This window comes from Myroides phaeus (assembly GCF_900099675.1).
Taxonomy (GTDB): Bacteria; Bacteroidota; Bacteroidia; order Flavobacteriales; family Flavobacteriaceae; genus Flavobacterium; species Flavobacterium phaeum.
In genome coordinates this window covers 17500-34017 of sequence record NZ_FNDQ01000014.1, presented here as the reverse complement: position 1 = coordinate 34017, position 16518 = coordinate 17500, and the positions used below count along the sequence as shown (strand labels likewise).

The following is a 16518-nucleotide window of genomic DNA, read 5'->3' as shown; positions in this document are numbered from 1 at the left end:
TCAATTAAAATTTAGAATTCTTTTTTTCTTTTCTCTTTTTGTAAGTGTTGTAACCTACAAGACCAAATACAATAACTAAGAAGTAAGGGAAGTAAGAAACTTGTTTTCCATTACCATTAACTGTTGTAAACAATCTGTCCCATCTGATTTTATCGATGGCTTGTCCCCATGGAATAGCTTGATCTAAACTCATCCAAACGAATACAGGTTTACCTACAATGTGGTCTTCTGGTACATACCCCCAGTATCTACTATCCTCAGATCTATTTCTATTATCTCCCATCATGAAGTAATAGTTCTGTTGGAAAGTATATTTATCAGTAGCTACATCATTAATATAGATTTGATCATTTTTAACCTCTAATTTATTGTGTTCATATACTGAGATAGCACGTTGGTAGAATGGTAAATTCTCTTGTGTTAATGTTACAGTTTCTCCTTCAGCAGGAATATGAATAGGACCTAAGTTTTCTTCGTTCCAGCCAACTTGATTGTGAGGGAACAACATTTTAGACACAATAGGAGTGATTTGATCTTGGTAATCTTTTGGTAGTCCTTTTTGAACACTAACTACACCAGTTACAGATCTTAGAACTTCAGCTGCCTCATCAGTAACTGCCCCAAGTATAATAGTTGTCGGGTCGTTGTTGTAGTAACTCGCACCTTCACGTAAATCTAAACGTTTGATAAGTGAGTTAAAGTCAATTGCAGAACCATCTGTTTTTACCGTATAAGTAAACTGTAATTTAGCACGATCATTCAATTTCATTTTTTCTCCATTGATATAAACATCTCCATCTTTAATAGATAAGTTTTCACCAGGAAGACCTACTGCTCTTTTAACATAATTCGTCTTTTTATCGATAGGCTTATCAACGGCAGGACGGTGTAGTGGATCGTTAAATTGATATACGGTATCCGTAGGCCAGTTGAACACAACAATATCATTGTGTTGTACTTTTTGGAAACCAGGCAATCTAAAATATGGTAAATGAGGTTTCTTTAAGTATGAGTTAAGCTTAGTACCAGGAATAGTATCGTGTACCATTGGTAAAGCTACTGTTGTCATAGGTGTTCTTGCACCATAGTGAAACTTACTCACAAATAAGAAGTCACCTACCAATAACGTTTTTTCTAATGATGACGTTGGAATTGTATAAGGTTGTATTACATACGTATGGATAATCGTAGCAACAACAACAGCAAATAAGATAGAGCTTACAGTCTCTCCTGAGTTACTTTCTGCTTTTGTACTTCTGTTTTCAACGTATTTAGCATCCGTAGCATAGTTAATATAGAAGATATAAAGACCTAAAGTTACAACACCAAGCACAGTGTCAATAGCTTTGTTTTTACCAAAACTTCTCAATATTTCAACCCATACTACTGGGAACATAATCAAGTTTACAATCGGAATAAAAAGTAGGATAACCCACCATTTAGGTCTGTTAATGATACCCATTAATACAATTGCATTGTAAACAGGTACTATTGCTTCCCAACTTTTTCTACCTGCTTTCACATATAATTTCCAAGTTCCAAGAAAATGAATTACTTGAACAAGTAGGAAAAATAGAAACCATTGCGTCATTGTCATAGCGAATAATTATTTAATGTAAGATGTGAAGGTAATTATTTTTTCAAATTAAGAACGTCCTTCATCGAAAAAACTCCTTTTTTATTTTGAATCCACTCTGCAGCAATTACAGCTCCTAAAGCAAATCCTTCACGACTATGTGCCGTGTGTTTTATCTCTATTTGGTCAATTTCTGAGTCGTAAAAAACACTATGAGTTCCAGGAACAGCATCTTCTCTAATAGCATCAATATGAATTTCATTTGCTTTAGCGTCGTTTAAAGTCCACTTTTCATAGCTGGAGTTTTCAATGATTCCATTCGCTAAAGAAATAGCAGTACCACTCGGAGCATCCAACTTTTGAGTATGGTGAATTTCTTCCATTGATACATTGTATTCCTTTAGGTTACTCATCATTTTTGCTAAATAATTATTTAGTTCAAAAAAGACATTAACTCCAACGCTGAAGTTAGAACCATAAAGGAAAGCTCCTTCTTTTTGTTGACACAAATCAACCATTTCTTGGTAATGTTCTAACCAACCAGTAGTACCCGAAATAACTGGTACCTTCAGATTTAAACAAGTCGTAATATTTTCAACAGCTGCAGTCGGTACGCTAAAATCAATAGCAACATCAGCCTGTTCAAGTCCTGTGTAAGCATCATTACTATGTTTTTTTAATACAATAGTATGACCTCTTTCTATAGCGATACGTTCAATGATTTTACCCATTTTCCCGTAGCCTAATAATGCAATTTTCATAAATAGTTTTTTTTTAAAAACGATATTGAACGTTAATAGCGTATTGGAATTGATTAGGAGTCTCAATCTGATTGTATTCAAAAGCAGGTTTAATAGTCAAATTTTCATTAACATTAAACTGCATTAAATGCGCGTCAACATTGGCATCAATAATACTTAAAATATAAAAACCAGCAGTGATTACAACAGACAAATCACGATTACGTCTATAAAACTTTTGAGCCTCTAATAAACGATCGTTGTCTAAGCCTCCAAAAGTAGGATCGTCAACATTGTGAATACCTTGTAATCTGTTTTTATATTCGTTTCTATAGCGAGTATATTGTCTTTGGTTATCAATCCAAAAATATGTAGGTACACCAATTCCGGCATAAACCAGCGGTAATTTCCAATATTTACCATTGTTAATCTGTCCTAATCCAGGAACAACAGACGCAAAGAATGCAGCACGAGCTGGCGCTAATGGATCCATTGGTTTTTCTTCAATATTACTAATTGAAGGAACAGATTTATTTTTCTCTTTTTTATTCTGTGCAAATGTGGGGTTACAGAATACAGTGAAGAGAAACATCAAGATTAAAAGATTACTTCTCACTAATTTTCTAAAAGTTTGATAATACGATTTAGATCTTCTTCAGAGTGGAAAGGAATTGAAATTTTACCTTTACCATTAGCAGAAGCCTTTATGTCTACTTTAGTTCCAAAAAACTGACCAAAAGATCTTGTGTAGTTTTCTGGAATTTTAAATTCGTTTGTTGTTTTTGGCACTTCAGGAGTAAGCATACCTTTTAGTGACAATTGATAATTCTTAACAATAGCTTCCGTTTCTCTTACAGACAAATTCTCTGTAATAATTTTGTGGTAGATATCTGTTTGAGCGTCAAGATCCTCAATGTTTATAATTGCACGACCGTGTCCCATTGTGATGAAACCATCTCTAATTCCCGTTTGAATAATAGGATCAAGGCGTAATAATCTCAAGTAATTTGCAATAGTTGATCTTTTTTTACCAACGCGCTCACTCACTTGTTCTTGTGTAAGATCAATTTCGTCCATTAAGCGTTGATAAGAAAGTGCAATTTCGATAGGGTCTAAATCGTGACGTTGGATGTTTTCAACCAATGCCATAGTCAACGATTCATTATCGTTTGCAATTCGTATATATGCAGGAATAGTTTGCAGGCCAACTAATTTAGAAGCACGTAATCTGCGTTCTCCTGAAATTAATTGATATTTATTATAGTTAGTTTTTCTAACAGTAATAGGTTGAATTACCCCAAGCTCGTGAATACTTGTTGCTAATTCACTAAGAGACTCCTCATTGAAATTAGTTCTTGGTTGAAAAGGGTTAATTTCAATAGAATCAACATCTAATTCAATAATATTTCCAATAACCTTATCAGCATTAGTATCTTCTATCGACTTGATATCATTTTCAGGATCCTTTAAAAGAGCCGATAGACCTCGTCCTAAAGCTTGTTTTTTAATCGCCTTTGCCATAATACTCTAAAAATATCGTTTTGGGTATTAACTATTTTTACGAATAACCTCTTCTGCCAAGTTTATATAATTGGTAGCTCCTCTACTCGTAGCGTCATAGTTTATGATACTTTCTCCAAAACTTGGAGCTTCACTCAGTTTTACATTTCGTTGAATAATAGTGTCAAACACCATATCGTTGAAGTGTTTTTGTACTTCTTCTACAACTTGATTAGACAATCGCAAACGAGAATCGTACATAGTCAGTAACAATCCCTCGATGTCTAAATTAGCGTTGTGTATTTTTTGAACACTTTTAATAGTGTTTAATAGTTTACCTAAACCTTCCAATGCAAAATACTCACATTGAATTGGAATAATAACAGAATCCGCAGCTGTAAGTGCGTTTAAAGTTAATAGCCCTAAAGAAGGAGCACAATCAATTATAATATAATCATATTGTTCCTTTATAGATTGTAATGCTTGTTTAAGCATATACTCACGATTTGGTTTGTCAACCAATTCTATTTCAATCGCAACTAAATCAATGTGCGCTGGAATCAAGCTTACATTAGGTGCTGTACAGTCTACAATAGCCTCTTCTGGAGTATAGCTGTGCTCTAATATTTCATACGTTCCAATTTCAACCGCATCTACATCTACACCTAAGCCAGAAGTTGTATTAGCCTGAGGATCTGCGTCTATTAGTAAGACTTTTTTCTCAAGTGCTCCTAAAGAAGCTGCAAGATTGACAGATGTAGTTGTTTTTCCAACACCACCTTTTTGATTAGCAATAGCAATGATTTTACCCATTTTACCAAAAGAATATTTTTATAAGTGGTAAAAATACGATTTTTTGTGGGTATACGAAATCTTATTTATTAACATTTTGCTAAATTCATTATGATTCAGCACGTTATAAAAATAGATGCTATCTAAAAATTAAATAGCATCTACTTATCATTCAATATTTATAAAATTGAATTTATTTCTTTTTAGTCATTGCTTCAAGCATATCCCACATTTCAGAAGGAATTTTTTCAAGCATATTAAACTCTCCAGCGCCTTGTAACCATTCTCCTCCGTCAATCGTAATTACCTCACCATTAACGTAAGACGAGAAGTCAGACACTAAATAAGCTGCTAAGTTTGCCAATTCTTGGTGTTCTCCAACACGGCGCAATGGCACTTTTTTAGTAACGTCAAATTTATCTTTTAAATCACCAGGCAGTAATCTGTCCCAAGCTCCTTTTGTAGGGAATGGACCTGGAGCAATAGCGTTAGAACGGATACCGTATTTAGCCCATTCTACGGCTAAACTACGCGTCATTGCAAGTACCCCTGCTTTTGCAGTTGCCGATGGAACTACATAACCAGAACCTGTCCAAGCATAAGTAGTTGTAATGTTTAAAACCACCTTGTTTTTTTCGCCTTTTTCAATCCAATGTTTACCAAAAGCTAATGTACAGTTTTTCGTTCCTTTCAATACAATATCGATAATTGTATCAAAAGCGTTAGAAGACAAACGCTCAGTAGGAGAGATGAAGTTTCCAGCAGCATTGTTTAATAAAACATCTACTTTACCAAATTTATCCACTACCGTTTGTAACATATTTTCTACTTGGTCATAATGACGAACGTCACAAGCAATAGGTAAACAAGTACCTTTTGTTTCTTCTTCTAATTCCTTAGCAGTATTTTGTAGTTTCTCTAAATCTCTTGATGTGATGGCTACTTTTGCCCCCAATTCTAAGAAGTATTTAGTCATAGACTTTCCTAAGCCACTTCCTCCTCCTGTAACTACAATTACTTTATCGTTTAAAGCTCCATCTTGAAGCATCTTTCCTGTGAAACTCATAATTTATGTTTTTTGATATAAAGTTAAATATACAAAAAAAGATATATGCACGCATATATCTTTGTCTTTACCTCGGTTTAATTTTAACCGATTAGAAAGTGATAGGATAGCCTATATTTGAAATATCTGACTTTAGTTCCTCCCAATCTTCTAAATCGCTATTTAAACTTAATACCATTTCTTTTGTTAGAGGCACCCCTTTGTAAATGTTACAAACACTTTCAATAGCCTCACTCGATAAATTGTCTAATTCATCGTCAAAGTAATAAGACAATACCCAATCAATATAGGTCATCGGGTTTCCGTCAAAAATGTATAAATGGTCATTAGAACCATCGTCTTTGTACTTGATATTTCCAACGGTCCATTCTTCTTGCTCATTTGTCCACAAGCAATACGTAGTTCCAATTGAAGCAACGGGTTCTCCAAAAATAAACTCATTAAAGTGTACTGGTAAGTTTAAAGTAAGCTCACTTTTAGCTGGTAACTTAGCCTCATAATCGTATAATTCGTGGTCAAATCCATTAATTACAACTCCGCTTTTTGTAAAAAGAACTAACATTTCATTCCCTTCACCGTCTCTCATTTGAAAGAACTCTTGTCCTTCATTCCATTTGTTGTTATACGAGTAATATCTATATTCCCATTCTGGAGAAAAAATAGCTTCTAATACAGACAGTGCTTTACACAATGTTTGCAATTCTGCTGGTTTAGGTAAATTCATTCTATGAGTAGAAGATAATTCCATAATTGCGCTTTTAGTTTTTCTGTGAACTAAGATAGGGAAATATGGCCAATAGCTTTTACAAAAAAAAGGCATATAATTAAATATGCCTTTTCGTATTTTATAAAGTAATAATATCAAAATCTTGTTCCAACGGTTGTTGTTTGTCAAACAACGCTTTGATTAAATCATCACCGTATTCTTTGTAATAAACGGAGAAGTTTACAATTCTCTCTTGTAAACTGTTGTTTGGAAACAACTCATTTTGCAACATAGCGATGCGTTCCAATTGGTCTTTATGACTTCTTTTTTCAGCTTTCATCAATCGCTTTTCAAGGTTGTCCAAGCCTTTCAACTGCTTTTTAGATTGCGCTTGCACAGCACCAATAAATGATTTATCTGTTTTTGCAGCAATTTCTTCTAACGCTTTAAACTGGTCAATTAACACTTGACGTTGTTGGTCAAAGTTGAACTCAATCTCAGAAAATGCTTTCGTTTTGACCTCCATTAACGACTGTTGCTTCATAAACATATCGCTCCACGACAAGTTTAATTTATCCATTTTATCCACTTGCTTTTGCGTAGCCAATAATACCGAGTTTCTCAGTAATAACATTGGAAAAGTAATTTGGTGTAGTTCAAATACCTTTTTCAATTCTAACCAATAAGCCAATTCACCACCACCACCGATATAACAAAGGTTAGGCAGAATAATCTCTTGGTATAAAGGTCTAAGAATTACATTAGGACTAAAGCGTTCAGGATGTGCATAAAGTTCAGCCAACAACTCCTCTTTCGTAAATTGAATAGGAGTGTGGTTCACTTTATAGACATCATTTTCCAACACAATTCGCTCGCGCAAATCATCTAAAATATAAAACAAGTTAATCTCTCTCGGATTTACCTGTATCAAGTAATCATTTAAAATAGGAAAACTCTTTTCAACTTCTTTAATTGCACTTTGGTTTAGCAGTTCTTGCTCCACATAAGGAATAAAAAGTTTCTTTAACTCCACATCATCTCCGTCCACGATTACTAAACCATAAGCAGCAAAAAGTTCATTTGCCAAATAGCGAGTAGCATCTGTTAGATTGTTGTGTTTTAAATAAGCCGACTCAAACAAGTCTTTTATTTTTTGCGCATTAGCACCAACACCAACGTGAGCTTTAAACACTTCAAATACTTTATCTAATCCCTCTGTGCTCAAACGCCCAACAGGACCTTTGCTTTCTTTGTTCCAACAGATAACTTTTTCGTCAAAAATGAAGTGATTAATCTCTTCAAAATCGTGGTCTTCCGTTGCCATCCAATAGATAGGTACAAAGTTGTTTTGAGGGTATTCTTTTTTCAATTGTTCTGTCAAATTAATAACAGAGATAATTTTATATAAGAAGTATAGTGGCCCTGTAAATAAGTTTAGCTGATGTCCTGTCGTAATGGTAAACGTGTTTTCGTTTGCCAACGACTGAATATTAGCAATAGTTTTATCAGAAGCCGATACGTTAGTATATTGTTGTAATAGCGCCTTAGTAAGCACCTGTCTGTTTGTAACAGGAAAATTGTTTTGTTTCTCAGCTATTTGTTTTCCAAAATTCTCCAAAGTAGGAAAGTTGTTGTACAACGGTTTTAAAGTATCTACCTGATTTAGGTAGTCCACCATTAACTTTGAAAAATAGCCCGAGTTTTGAAACGTAATTTTATCTAAAGGCATAGTTATTATTTTTTGCTAATTTAAAAAAATAAAACGGGGTAGGGTATCCTTTAACGTTGGGTTAATATATTTTATTCCTATTTTGAATAGTAGTATCTTTGCGCCCAAATTTGGAAACACTGTGAATACAACAATTACTTTTATAACCCCTCCTTTTACACAACTTAACACTCCATATCCTGCAACAGCCTATATCAAAGGATTTTTGAATACCCTTGACATATCGGCTTATCAATCGGATTTAGGGATAGAAGTTATATTAACCTTATTTAGTACAGAAGGGTTAAAGCAGTTGTTTGACTATATTCACGAACACACAGAAGAGGTATCTGCTAATACCCATCGTATCTTAGCGTTAGAAGAGGATTACATTGCTACAATTGGTCCTGTTATTGCTTTCTTACAAGGGAAGAATCCTACTTTAGCTCACGCTATTGTTCAAGAGGACTATTTGCCTCGTGCTTCTCGTTTTGAGCAGTTGGAGGAGTTAGAATGGGCGTTTGGAACAATGGGAATTATTGATAAAGCCAAGCACTTAGCAACGCTTTATTTAGAAGATATTTCTGACTTAATTGTAGAAACTGTTGATAGTAATTTTGGTTTTAGTCGTTATGCTGAACGATTAGGTCGTTCTGCTCATTCTTTTGACGAACTATATAATGCGTTACAACAACCGTTGACGTATATCGACGAAATTACAGTTGCTCTATTGTCTAAAATAATCGACAAGTCTAATCCTAAGATTGTCGGGTTTTCAGTGCCTTTCCCTGGAAATTTATACAGTAGTTTTCGCTGTGCACAGTGGATTAAAAAACACCATCCTCACATCAAGATTACTATGGGCGGTGGTTTTCCAAATACAGAACTACGTTCGTTAAAAGACGTAAGGGTATTTGAGTTTTTTGATTTCATTACTTTAGACGATGGTGAGGCTCCTTTGGAGAACTTGATTTTATATGTAGAAGGGAAGATTTCACAAGAGGAATTAAAGCGTACGTTAGTTGCCAAAGACAATGAGGTGGTTTATATCAACAACCCATTGAAACGCGACTACAAACAATCGGAAGTGGGAACACCTGATTATTCAGATTTACCATTGACGGAGTATATATCAGTTATTGAAATTGTCAATCCGATGCACCGAATGTGGAGTGATGGGCGATGGAATAAACTAACAATGGCACACGGTTGTTATTGGGGTAAATGTACTTTCTGTGATATTAGTTTAGACTATATCAAGGTATATGAGCCAATTGCAGCCAAGCAGATTGTTGATAGAATGCAAACGTTGATTGAGCAAACAGGGGAAACAGGTTTTCACTTTGTAGACGAAGCAGCGCCACCAGCTTTAATGCGTGAAGTTGCTTTAGAAATCTTGCGTAGAAAGCTAACCGTAACGTGGTGGACAAATATTCGCTTTGAAAAGAGCTTTACGCGTGATTTGTGTTTATTGCTAAAAGCATCAGGTTGTATTGCTGTTTCAGGGGGATTAGAAGTTGCCTCAGACCGTTTGTTGAAATTAATTGACAAAGGAGTAACGGTAGAACAAGTAGCCCGTGTGAATAGAAACTTTACAGAAGCTGGTGTGTTAGTTCACGCGTATTTGATGTATGGTTTCCCAACGCAAACAGCTCAAGAAACGATAGACAGTTTAGAGATGGTACGTCAGCTATTTGAAGCTGGAGTAATGCAGTCTGGTTTCTGGCATCAATTTGCAATGACAGCCCACTCGCCAGTGGGAATGAATCCTGAAAAATACAAAGTAAACAGTCTTTTACAAGAAGAAGGAAGTTTTGCTAATAACGATGTACCACACGAAGAAATGAGTGGTGCTATACACGATAAGTTTTCATTTGGATTAAAGAAATCGCTGTTTAACTATATGCACGGTATGTGTTTTGACTGGCCATTAAACGAGTGGTTTGATTTCAAAGTACCCCGTACAAGTATTCAGCCAGATTATATATTTAGTTGTTTGAATAACGAGCCGTTGCCTGTGTTTAAACCAAATCAAAAAGTATGTTGGTTGGGAACTTTTCCTTTTGTTGAATATTTCGAGAAAAAGAAGAAGGGTAGAGTATTTGAAATGGCACAGTTGATTTTTTACACTAAGAAAGAAACAGTAACAGTAGATGTTGATAGAGTAGTAGGAGATTGGTTTGTACAGTTTGTTGAACAGCTAAAAGAAAAAGCATCACAAACGATGACATATCAAGAAATGAAGAAGAGTTTTGAGGAGTTTACCAATGAAGACTTTGAACCATTTTGGTATTCAAAACCAGCACAAGCCTTGAGAGATATGGCCTTATTGGTGTTATAAATAGAGATTGAATGATATAAAAAAGCCGCTATATAGCGGCTTTTTCTGTATATGTTTTTGAGGAATGTCTTTTTGGATAATGCTATTAAATAGTCGTTGTTTTCTTATTTTTTCTAAATACTAAAGAGTAGATTAGAATTAAATCAAAGAATAAAGAGATTAGAAAATAGACATAAAAATTGAGGTCTTTTAAATAGAATTTATAATCTAAAAGGCTGATCTCATTTTCTACGAAATATAGGTTGTAAAAGCTATATAGAATAACAAGACTCAGTATAGGGATTAATGATTTTTTGTTCATAATTAATAGTTATTGTTTTACTTTTTTGGAGTGTTAATAAATTATCTGATGTAAAAATATCTGATGTAAAAATATCTTTTATTGTTTTAAATTTATGTTAAATGTAATATTTTTTTAATACGATATTTTATAATAACGTTGGTGAAATAGATATCTATTAAAAGTCTTTATAATCATTACCTTCTTGTTCTATCTTTTTTAAAGCAGTTTCTGTTTTGTAAATAAGGAATGCCATATAAAGTGTGAGTACTACAAAATACAAACTCTCGCCAATATATAACATTGGAAATAGATAGGCTAAGACAGTATAAATAGCTGAGGTAGCACCAAAATAAAGCATTAGTTTACCACTATATTTTTGTGCAAACTCCCAATTGCGTTGGTTTTTCATAGCACGATAAGTTTTATAACCTATAAAACCATTTATCGTTTTAATTTGTGGACAAATAAGTCCTAACAGAATAAAGATAACAGATGTTATTATTAAAATAATCATACGTATTTAATTAGCTGTTGTCAATGATTCTAAGGTTACTTCACTCCATTGAATAGTGACAGTTAGATAAATCATTAAAGCAATAATTGCTGTATATAAGATTTTTTCATACAGACGAATCGGGTCAGTCGTATGTTGGAATCTACTGTAAATTCCACCTCCAATAAGAATTAGCACAGGAAGGTATATAATCGAAATTATCCCTATAATTCCGCTATCAAAAAAATTAGCAAGTGCTCCTCCCAGTAAAATAAAGCCAGCCGAAATTCTTAGTAAGTTATTTGTAAACGGAACAATTTTATGAATGTCATACTTTGCTTTTCGCTCATCTGATAACGTATTATAACCAGATAATAATCCGTCGGCATTATCAACAGTTAAAATGAAGCTAAGTGCAAATAATATTGCTGCGGTAACTATAAACGGAATCATTTATTTACTGTTTAATAAAGTTAGCAATAAGTGGTACAATCTCTTTGTGTAACGGTAGCAATGGTTTGCTATAAGTAGCTAAGTTTTCTTCGTCCTTCTCTACTGTTTTCAATACGTGATTCATCCCTTTTATGGTTGTTAAAGTAGCTGTTGGTAACGCTTTTTTAAGGAGTTCTCCTTGTTCAGTAACCACTTGCAAATCTTTATCTCCTTGAACAATAAGTACGGGTACTTTTACTTTTTTAATTTCTTCTGTCGGATTGTATTTCATCCACGAAATTAAATACGCTTGATTGCCTGGATTATACAATCCTTGTAGCATTGGCGGAATATCAGTAGCAGGTTTACCACTTTTCAGTTGTGCGTGAATCGCTTTAATCTGTGTTTCGAAAAAAGGCATTTGTTTTATCAATTGCCAATCCATTATTTGGTCTATCGACTCTCCCGCACCTTGTAGAGAAACAAAATGTGTTACTTCTTTATTTTGAATAGTAGCCAGATTTGCCACCAACGCACCTTCACTATGTCCGATTAAAGTGATAGAAGGGTATTGATTTTTAAAATGAGCAATGATGAGGTTTACGTCTTTTACATTTTCGTCAAAGTCGGGTGTATAGTCTTTAATGGTATTATTCTTCAATTTAGCGATAATGCGTTTGTCAAAAGTAAAGACATTAATACCCTCTTGTTGTAACCCCTCAGCTAATAGTTTGTAGGAATTAGCATTCAAAGAAGGAAGGCTATTTCCATTTCTATCAGTAGGTCCAGAACCTGCAATGATAATAGCTAACTGCTTGCTTTCTGATTTTGCTTTGTATAAATCGCCTTGTAATTCTGCATCAATATCGATGGTTTGTGTTTGGGCAAAAGCAGGTGCAATTGCTAAACACAAGATAAGTGTGTGTAGTAGTTTTTTCATAGTTGGTTAGGTTAGTTGCTACCAATAGATTAGCTATTAGTAGTTTTTAAAAATAAACAATAATAAACTAACTGGCAATAAGAAAACAAAAAGCCCATAATGAAGATTACAGGCTTTTCTCGTTTGTAAATAAAAAGTAGGTTACTTTATCGCAACAAGCATACTTGGGTTGTATGCTTTAGAGTTGAGTAACAATTTTACACCTTTGGCATCAGTATCATAAAATCGTATTTCAACAATTAAAAAAGTTAATACATTATTCATAGGACAAATGTTGTGCCACAGGTGTTCTTCTACAAGGTTATTTTCAGAATTAAAATCAATAATTTCTTCATATTGAATGGGGGGTATAGAAAAGGCATTCGGCAATAAAAACCAAGTGCTAATATGTAACGAAGCTTGCTTGTAATCTTTCGGAATAAAAAACAAAAGCAGATGATAAGAAGATTATCTTATCACTATCTCATACGGCATTAAGTCGGAATTACCTCGGAATTAAGTCGTAATTCGTTCGCGAAAAAGGCCTTTAGGTGAGGTAATTACGACTTATTTACGGCTTATTTACGACTAAATGTCATTTAAAACCCTTTCAATCCCTTTGTTCATAAGGGTTTGGAGAAAATTATGTACAAAAGTGGGACGGAGTTTATAGTGCAGATGATGTCATTTGATAGCAGATGATAGCAAATGATGTCAGAATAACCGCTTTGTCAATTTCTATGTTTGAGCTATTCCTACTTTTGCATTAGATATAACAGACATTTGTTCTGCTTATCAACCCAATACAAGCTGGCTAAATTCTTTGATATTTTTGTAAAACAGTAGCATTCGTTTATTATTACGCAACTATGGTTTTAATCATAGTCGTACCATGTTCGACACTGACACCACACAAATTCGAGAGATGTTCGGAAAACACCCCCTGTTTCCGAGCGAATGTGGGCGTTGTGTCGAACTTGTGTCGAACATGGTATAAACAAAACTCGTGTAAGCCTCGTGTTTACTATGATACAGAAAATAGCCTTTGTACACTAAAAAACTATCTTTAAGTGGAAAATAACAAGTAGTTTGTTGTTATAAAGGCGAGAGCACAAAAAACAAAATAGGTTTATACCTTACATCTCGTTGGCATTATTGCCAGTTGAAACAATCAGATATAGGCATAAAAAAACACAGCTATCCTAAGATAGCTGTGTTGTATAAATTCAATTGAATTATTCGTTTATTTACTACCAATAAGTAGCAGTTGAAAATAATTCATTTGCTGGATATAAATTAGTAGGGTCTATTTTTTTAGATAAGATAGGATCTACACTGATGTCGGCTTTTTTAATCTTAACCTCCATATCGTAGATTTTCTCATTAGACTCTTGCTTATAAATAGTCACTTTCAGTTTGTTCTTTTTCAGATCAAGAACCGTAAAGTTATCTTTTGCTTCTTCAGCATAAGTGTAACTGTCAGTAGCATAATTCAAATCTTGTACCGCTACAGTTCCTTCTTGTAAGATTCCCTCTTTAAAAGTGGCTTTGTATTTTACTTTACCCTTTTCAAAGTATTGGCATAAACCATCAAGGTTGTTTTCTTTTAGCGTGTATTTGTAAACAGTATTTCCTTCCGCATCAACAATAGTACGATTAAGCGTTTCTGCATTAACATACGTATCAGTTGCTAAAACTACACCTGTGGTTAGGTCATTGTAGATAATCTCTTTTAATTCTCCATTGCTATACGTACTTGTTGTAACCGCATTCCACGTTTGCTCAGTTAAGACTCCTTGGTAAGGCATACCTTCACTATATTGCACACGTGAAACTTCATTACCTTCCTCGTCATAAGAGTAGTACATTCCGTGTAATACATCATCTTTGTATTCTCCTGAAGATTGAAGTTCTCCTTGAAGAAACTCTTCAATTTTCACTTTCTCTCCGTTTTCGTAATATGTTTTACTTGCAATAGTGTTTCCTTCATTTTCAGAATCGTAGCTATAATAGTAAACGCTTTCTACACCAACTTTTTGTCCGTTTTTATAAACAGTTTCAGTCATTGTGTATTCGTCAATTACATAAGTAGTTCCGTTATAAGGAGCATTATTTTTGTAAGTAACAGTAGAAACTAATTTTCCTTTAACATCATAAAACTTACCTTGTTTAGTGTAATCAATCTCACTTTGTAAGTAGTATTTAGGATTTGTTTCAAACATATCTCTTGTTACAGGAGCATATTTTTTGCTGTAAACAGGAGTTCCAGCGTTGAATTTAGCAATTTGAGTAATCACTCCTTTATCGCTAAACTCGTAATAAGTACCTGTTTTTGTATCAAAGTTGTAAGCACCAATTTCTTTACCAGCTTTGTCATAGTACGTTTCTGTAGCAGGCTCAATAGAAAAAGCTTGCGTATTGTAGTTAGAAACTTTGTATTTTCCACCAGTAGGGTAGTAAGAAACAATTTTAGAAATGCTTCCAAAAGCATAGAAAGTTTCAGACAACATTACTGATTTTCCGTTTTCAACATCAAAAGTTGCAGAATACGTCATTTCACCTTTTTTGTATGAAGTAATTTGTGAAATTTCGTCATCAAATAAGGTATATACAGAACCATCTATATACGTTTCTAATTCGTAATACGGGTCAATTCCTTGTGTAACACGTCCTAATTCTTTTCCTTTTTTGTCGTAAAAAACAGTAGTATCTCCTTTGCGTTTTTCAAACACTTTTCCATTTTCGTAGAAAGATGTTCTCTCTACAATTTTACCTTCTTTATAAAGTGTCGTTGCATTGTCTTCTACATACAATCCTTCATACGGATTATAACCATATTCATCATATGTCAACTGACCTTTTACAGTTCCGTTTTCGTTATAATAAACCGTTTTCTCTATAGAACCGTCTTCTTTGTAGTTAGTAACCGCTTTAAGAGAGTTGTTTTTAGTATTTACGTAATACTCATCAACTTTGCGAATAGTATTATTTTCAAAGTGATAAGCAGAAGCAATATCATCTTCGTTTCCGTTGTAGTTAAAGTAGTAAATAATTCCTTCTTGTTCACCTACATACTCTGCATCACTATAACGAAGTTTATATTCCCCAAGTTTTTGTCCATTTTTAGCAAAGAAGTTCTCTACACGTAGGTCGCTATTAATTACCGCTTCAGACTTTGTCTGACCAGTTGAGTAGAAAGATTTATTACCAACTAAGTTTCCATCTTCGTAAATATTGATCTCTTTAACACCGAATTTCTCGTAGTTAATAGCAGATGCAGTACCGTTATAAGGGCTACCATTTTCGTAAGAAGCACTATGCGTTAATGCACCATTTACATCATAGAATTGCTCTTCAGTAATTACGTTTTCTTCGTCAAATATAAATGCTTGGCGATTTTTAGCGTTTGCAGGATTGATGATTTCATATTCTCTGAAAAGACCATCTACAGCTTTCATTTTGATGAATACATTAGACCATCTTTGGAATACTTCACCATTGTATAATGAACCATCTTGGAAAGTACCTTCGTATTTTTCTCCTGTAAATTGGTTGATAGAGTTTATTTTGATCAATTGACCGTTGTTGTCATATACATAAGTAGATTCTAACTTTCCTTGAGGAGAGAAGTTTTCTACATTACCACTATAAAGTATGCTTGAATCATCTTGAACAATACCTTTTCCTTTCGTTTGAATTTTTTTAGTTTTCGCGTCAAATGTTTCAATGATGCTTAACTCTTGACCTTTGATTGGCTTGATAAGTTTAAACGCTTTCGCTTCTTTTTTAGCTACTTTGTAGTCGAAAGAATCTACCCAAAGTGTGTCTTTTGCAACTTGGCCAAACATTGACGAAGTAAAAAGTAATGCCAATGGAAATATTTTTTTCAGCATAGGTTGTTTATTAAATTGATTTTGTGTGTTTTTCTCAAGGGTAAATGTAAAAAAGTCATTTATAATATT

General features: G+C 33.9%; 13 protein-coding genes. 1 reads left to right on the top strand and 12 read right to left on the bottom strand.

All coding sequences use genetic code 11. The features are described from left to right. Positions 1 to 4: 4 nt before the first annotated feature. The 8 genes from lepB to bshC all read right to left on the bottom strand — a co-directional run bounded on the left by lepB (position 5) and on the right by bshC (position 8109). A complete protein-coding gene (lepB, locus tag BLT46_RS08465) occupies positions 5 to 1597 on the bottom strand; it encodes a signal peptidase I (protein ID WP_090409145.1) in 1593 nt (530 codons plus the stop codon). A 35-nt stretch (positions 1598 to 1632) separates the two neighbouring features. Next, positions 1633 to 2337, bottom strand: a complete 705-nt coding sequence (gene dapB, locus BLT46_RS08460) for a 4-hydroxy-tetrahydrodipicolinate reductase (protein WP_090409142.1) — start codon at positions 2335 to 2337, stop codon at positions 1633 to 1635. A gap of 13 nt (positions 2338 to 2350) precedes the next feature. Beyond that, on the bottom strand, positions 2351 to 2932 hold the full coding sequence (locus BLT46_RS08455) for a DUF5683 domain-containing protein (protein ID WP_090409138.1): 582 nt from the start codon (positions 2930 to 2932) through the stop codon (positions 2351 to 2353). Beyond that, positions 2932 to 3837 (bottom strand): ParB/RepB/Spo0J family partition protein, encoded by a 906-nt coding sequence (locus tag BLT46_RS08450; RefSeq protein ID WP_090409135.1) that lies wholly within the window; start codon positions 3835 to 3837, stop codon positions 2932 to 2934. The genes BLT46_RS08455 and BLT46_RS08450 overlap by 1 nt, the downstream gene beginning before the upstream one ends. A gap of 27 nt (positions 3838 to 3864) precedes the next feature. Next, positions 3865 to 4629 (bottom strand): ParA family protein, encoded by a 765-nt coding sequence (locus BLT46_RS08445; RefSeq protein WP_090409132.1) that lies wholly within the window; start codon positions 4627 to 4629, stop codon positions 3865 to 3867. A gap of 172 nt (positions 4630 to 4801) precedes the next feature. Next, positions 4802 to 5674 carry an SDR family oxidoreductase gene (locus BLT46_RS08440; protein ID WP_176770742.1) on the bottom strand — a complete coding sequence of 291 codons (873 nt, stop codon included), beginning with the start codon at positions 5672 to 5674 and terminating at the stop codon, positions 4802 to 4804. Positions 5675 to 5765: 91 nt separating this feature from the next. Further along, on the bottom strand, positions 5766 to 6422 hold the full coding sequence (locus BLT46_RS08435; protein ID WP_090409252.1) for a hypothetical protein: 657 nt from the start codon (positions 6420 to 6422) through the stop codon (positions 5766 to 5768). Between the two features lie 97 nt (positions 6423 to 6519). Next, entirely contained in the window at positions 6520 to 8109 is a 1590-nt protein-coding gene (gene bshC, locus BLT46_RS08430) for a bacillithiol biosynthesis cysteine-adding enzyme BshC (RefSeq protein WP_090409129.1), read from the bottom strand. Positions 8110 to 8230: 121 nt separating this feature from the next. Here bshC and BLT46_RS08425 point away from each other — a divergent pair, with 121 nt between their 5' ends. After that, entirely contained in the window at positions 8231 to 10429 is a 2199-nt protein-coding gene (locus BLT46_RS08425; RefSeq protein ID WP_090409126.1) for a B12-binding domain-containing radical SAM protein, read from the top strand. A gap of 458 nt (positions 10430 to 10887) precedes the next feature. Here the strand turns inward: BLT46_RS08425 and BLT46_RS08420 are convergent, their stop codons facing one another. From BLT46_RS08420 to BLT46_RS08400, 4 genes are all read right to left on the bottom strand, one after another. Next, on the bottom strand, positions 10888 to 11226 hold the full coding sequence (locus BLT46_RS08420; RefSeq protein WP_090409123.1) for an SdpI family protein: 339 nt from the start codon (positions 11224 to 11226) through the stop codon (positions 10888 to 10890). A 6-nt stretch (positions 11227 to 11232) separates the two neighbouring features. Next, positions 11233 to 11658: a DUF3784 domain-containing protein gene (locus BLT46_RS08415; RefSeq protein WP_090409120.1), complete on the bottom strand. Its 426-nt coding sequence runs from the start codon at positions 11656 to 11658 to the stop codon at positions 11233 to 11235. A gap of 4 nt (positions 11659 to 11662) precedes the next feature. Beyond that, positions 11663 to 12577: an alpha/beta hydrolase gene (locus BLT46_RS08410; protein ID WP_090409117.1), complete on the bottom strand. Its 915-nt coding sequence runs from the start codon at positions 12575 to 12577 to the stop codon at positions 11663 to 11665. Between the two features lie 1229 nt (positions 12578 to 13806). Continuing rightward, entirely contained in the window at positions 13807 to 16449 is a 2643-nt protein-coding gene (locus BLT46_RS08400) for a toxin-antitoxin system YwqK family antitoxin (protein WP_143021881.1), read from the bottom strand. Positions 16450 to 16518: the final 69 nt, after the last annotated feature.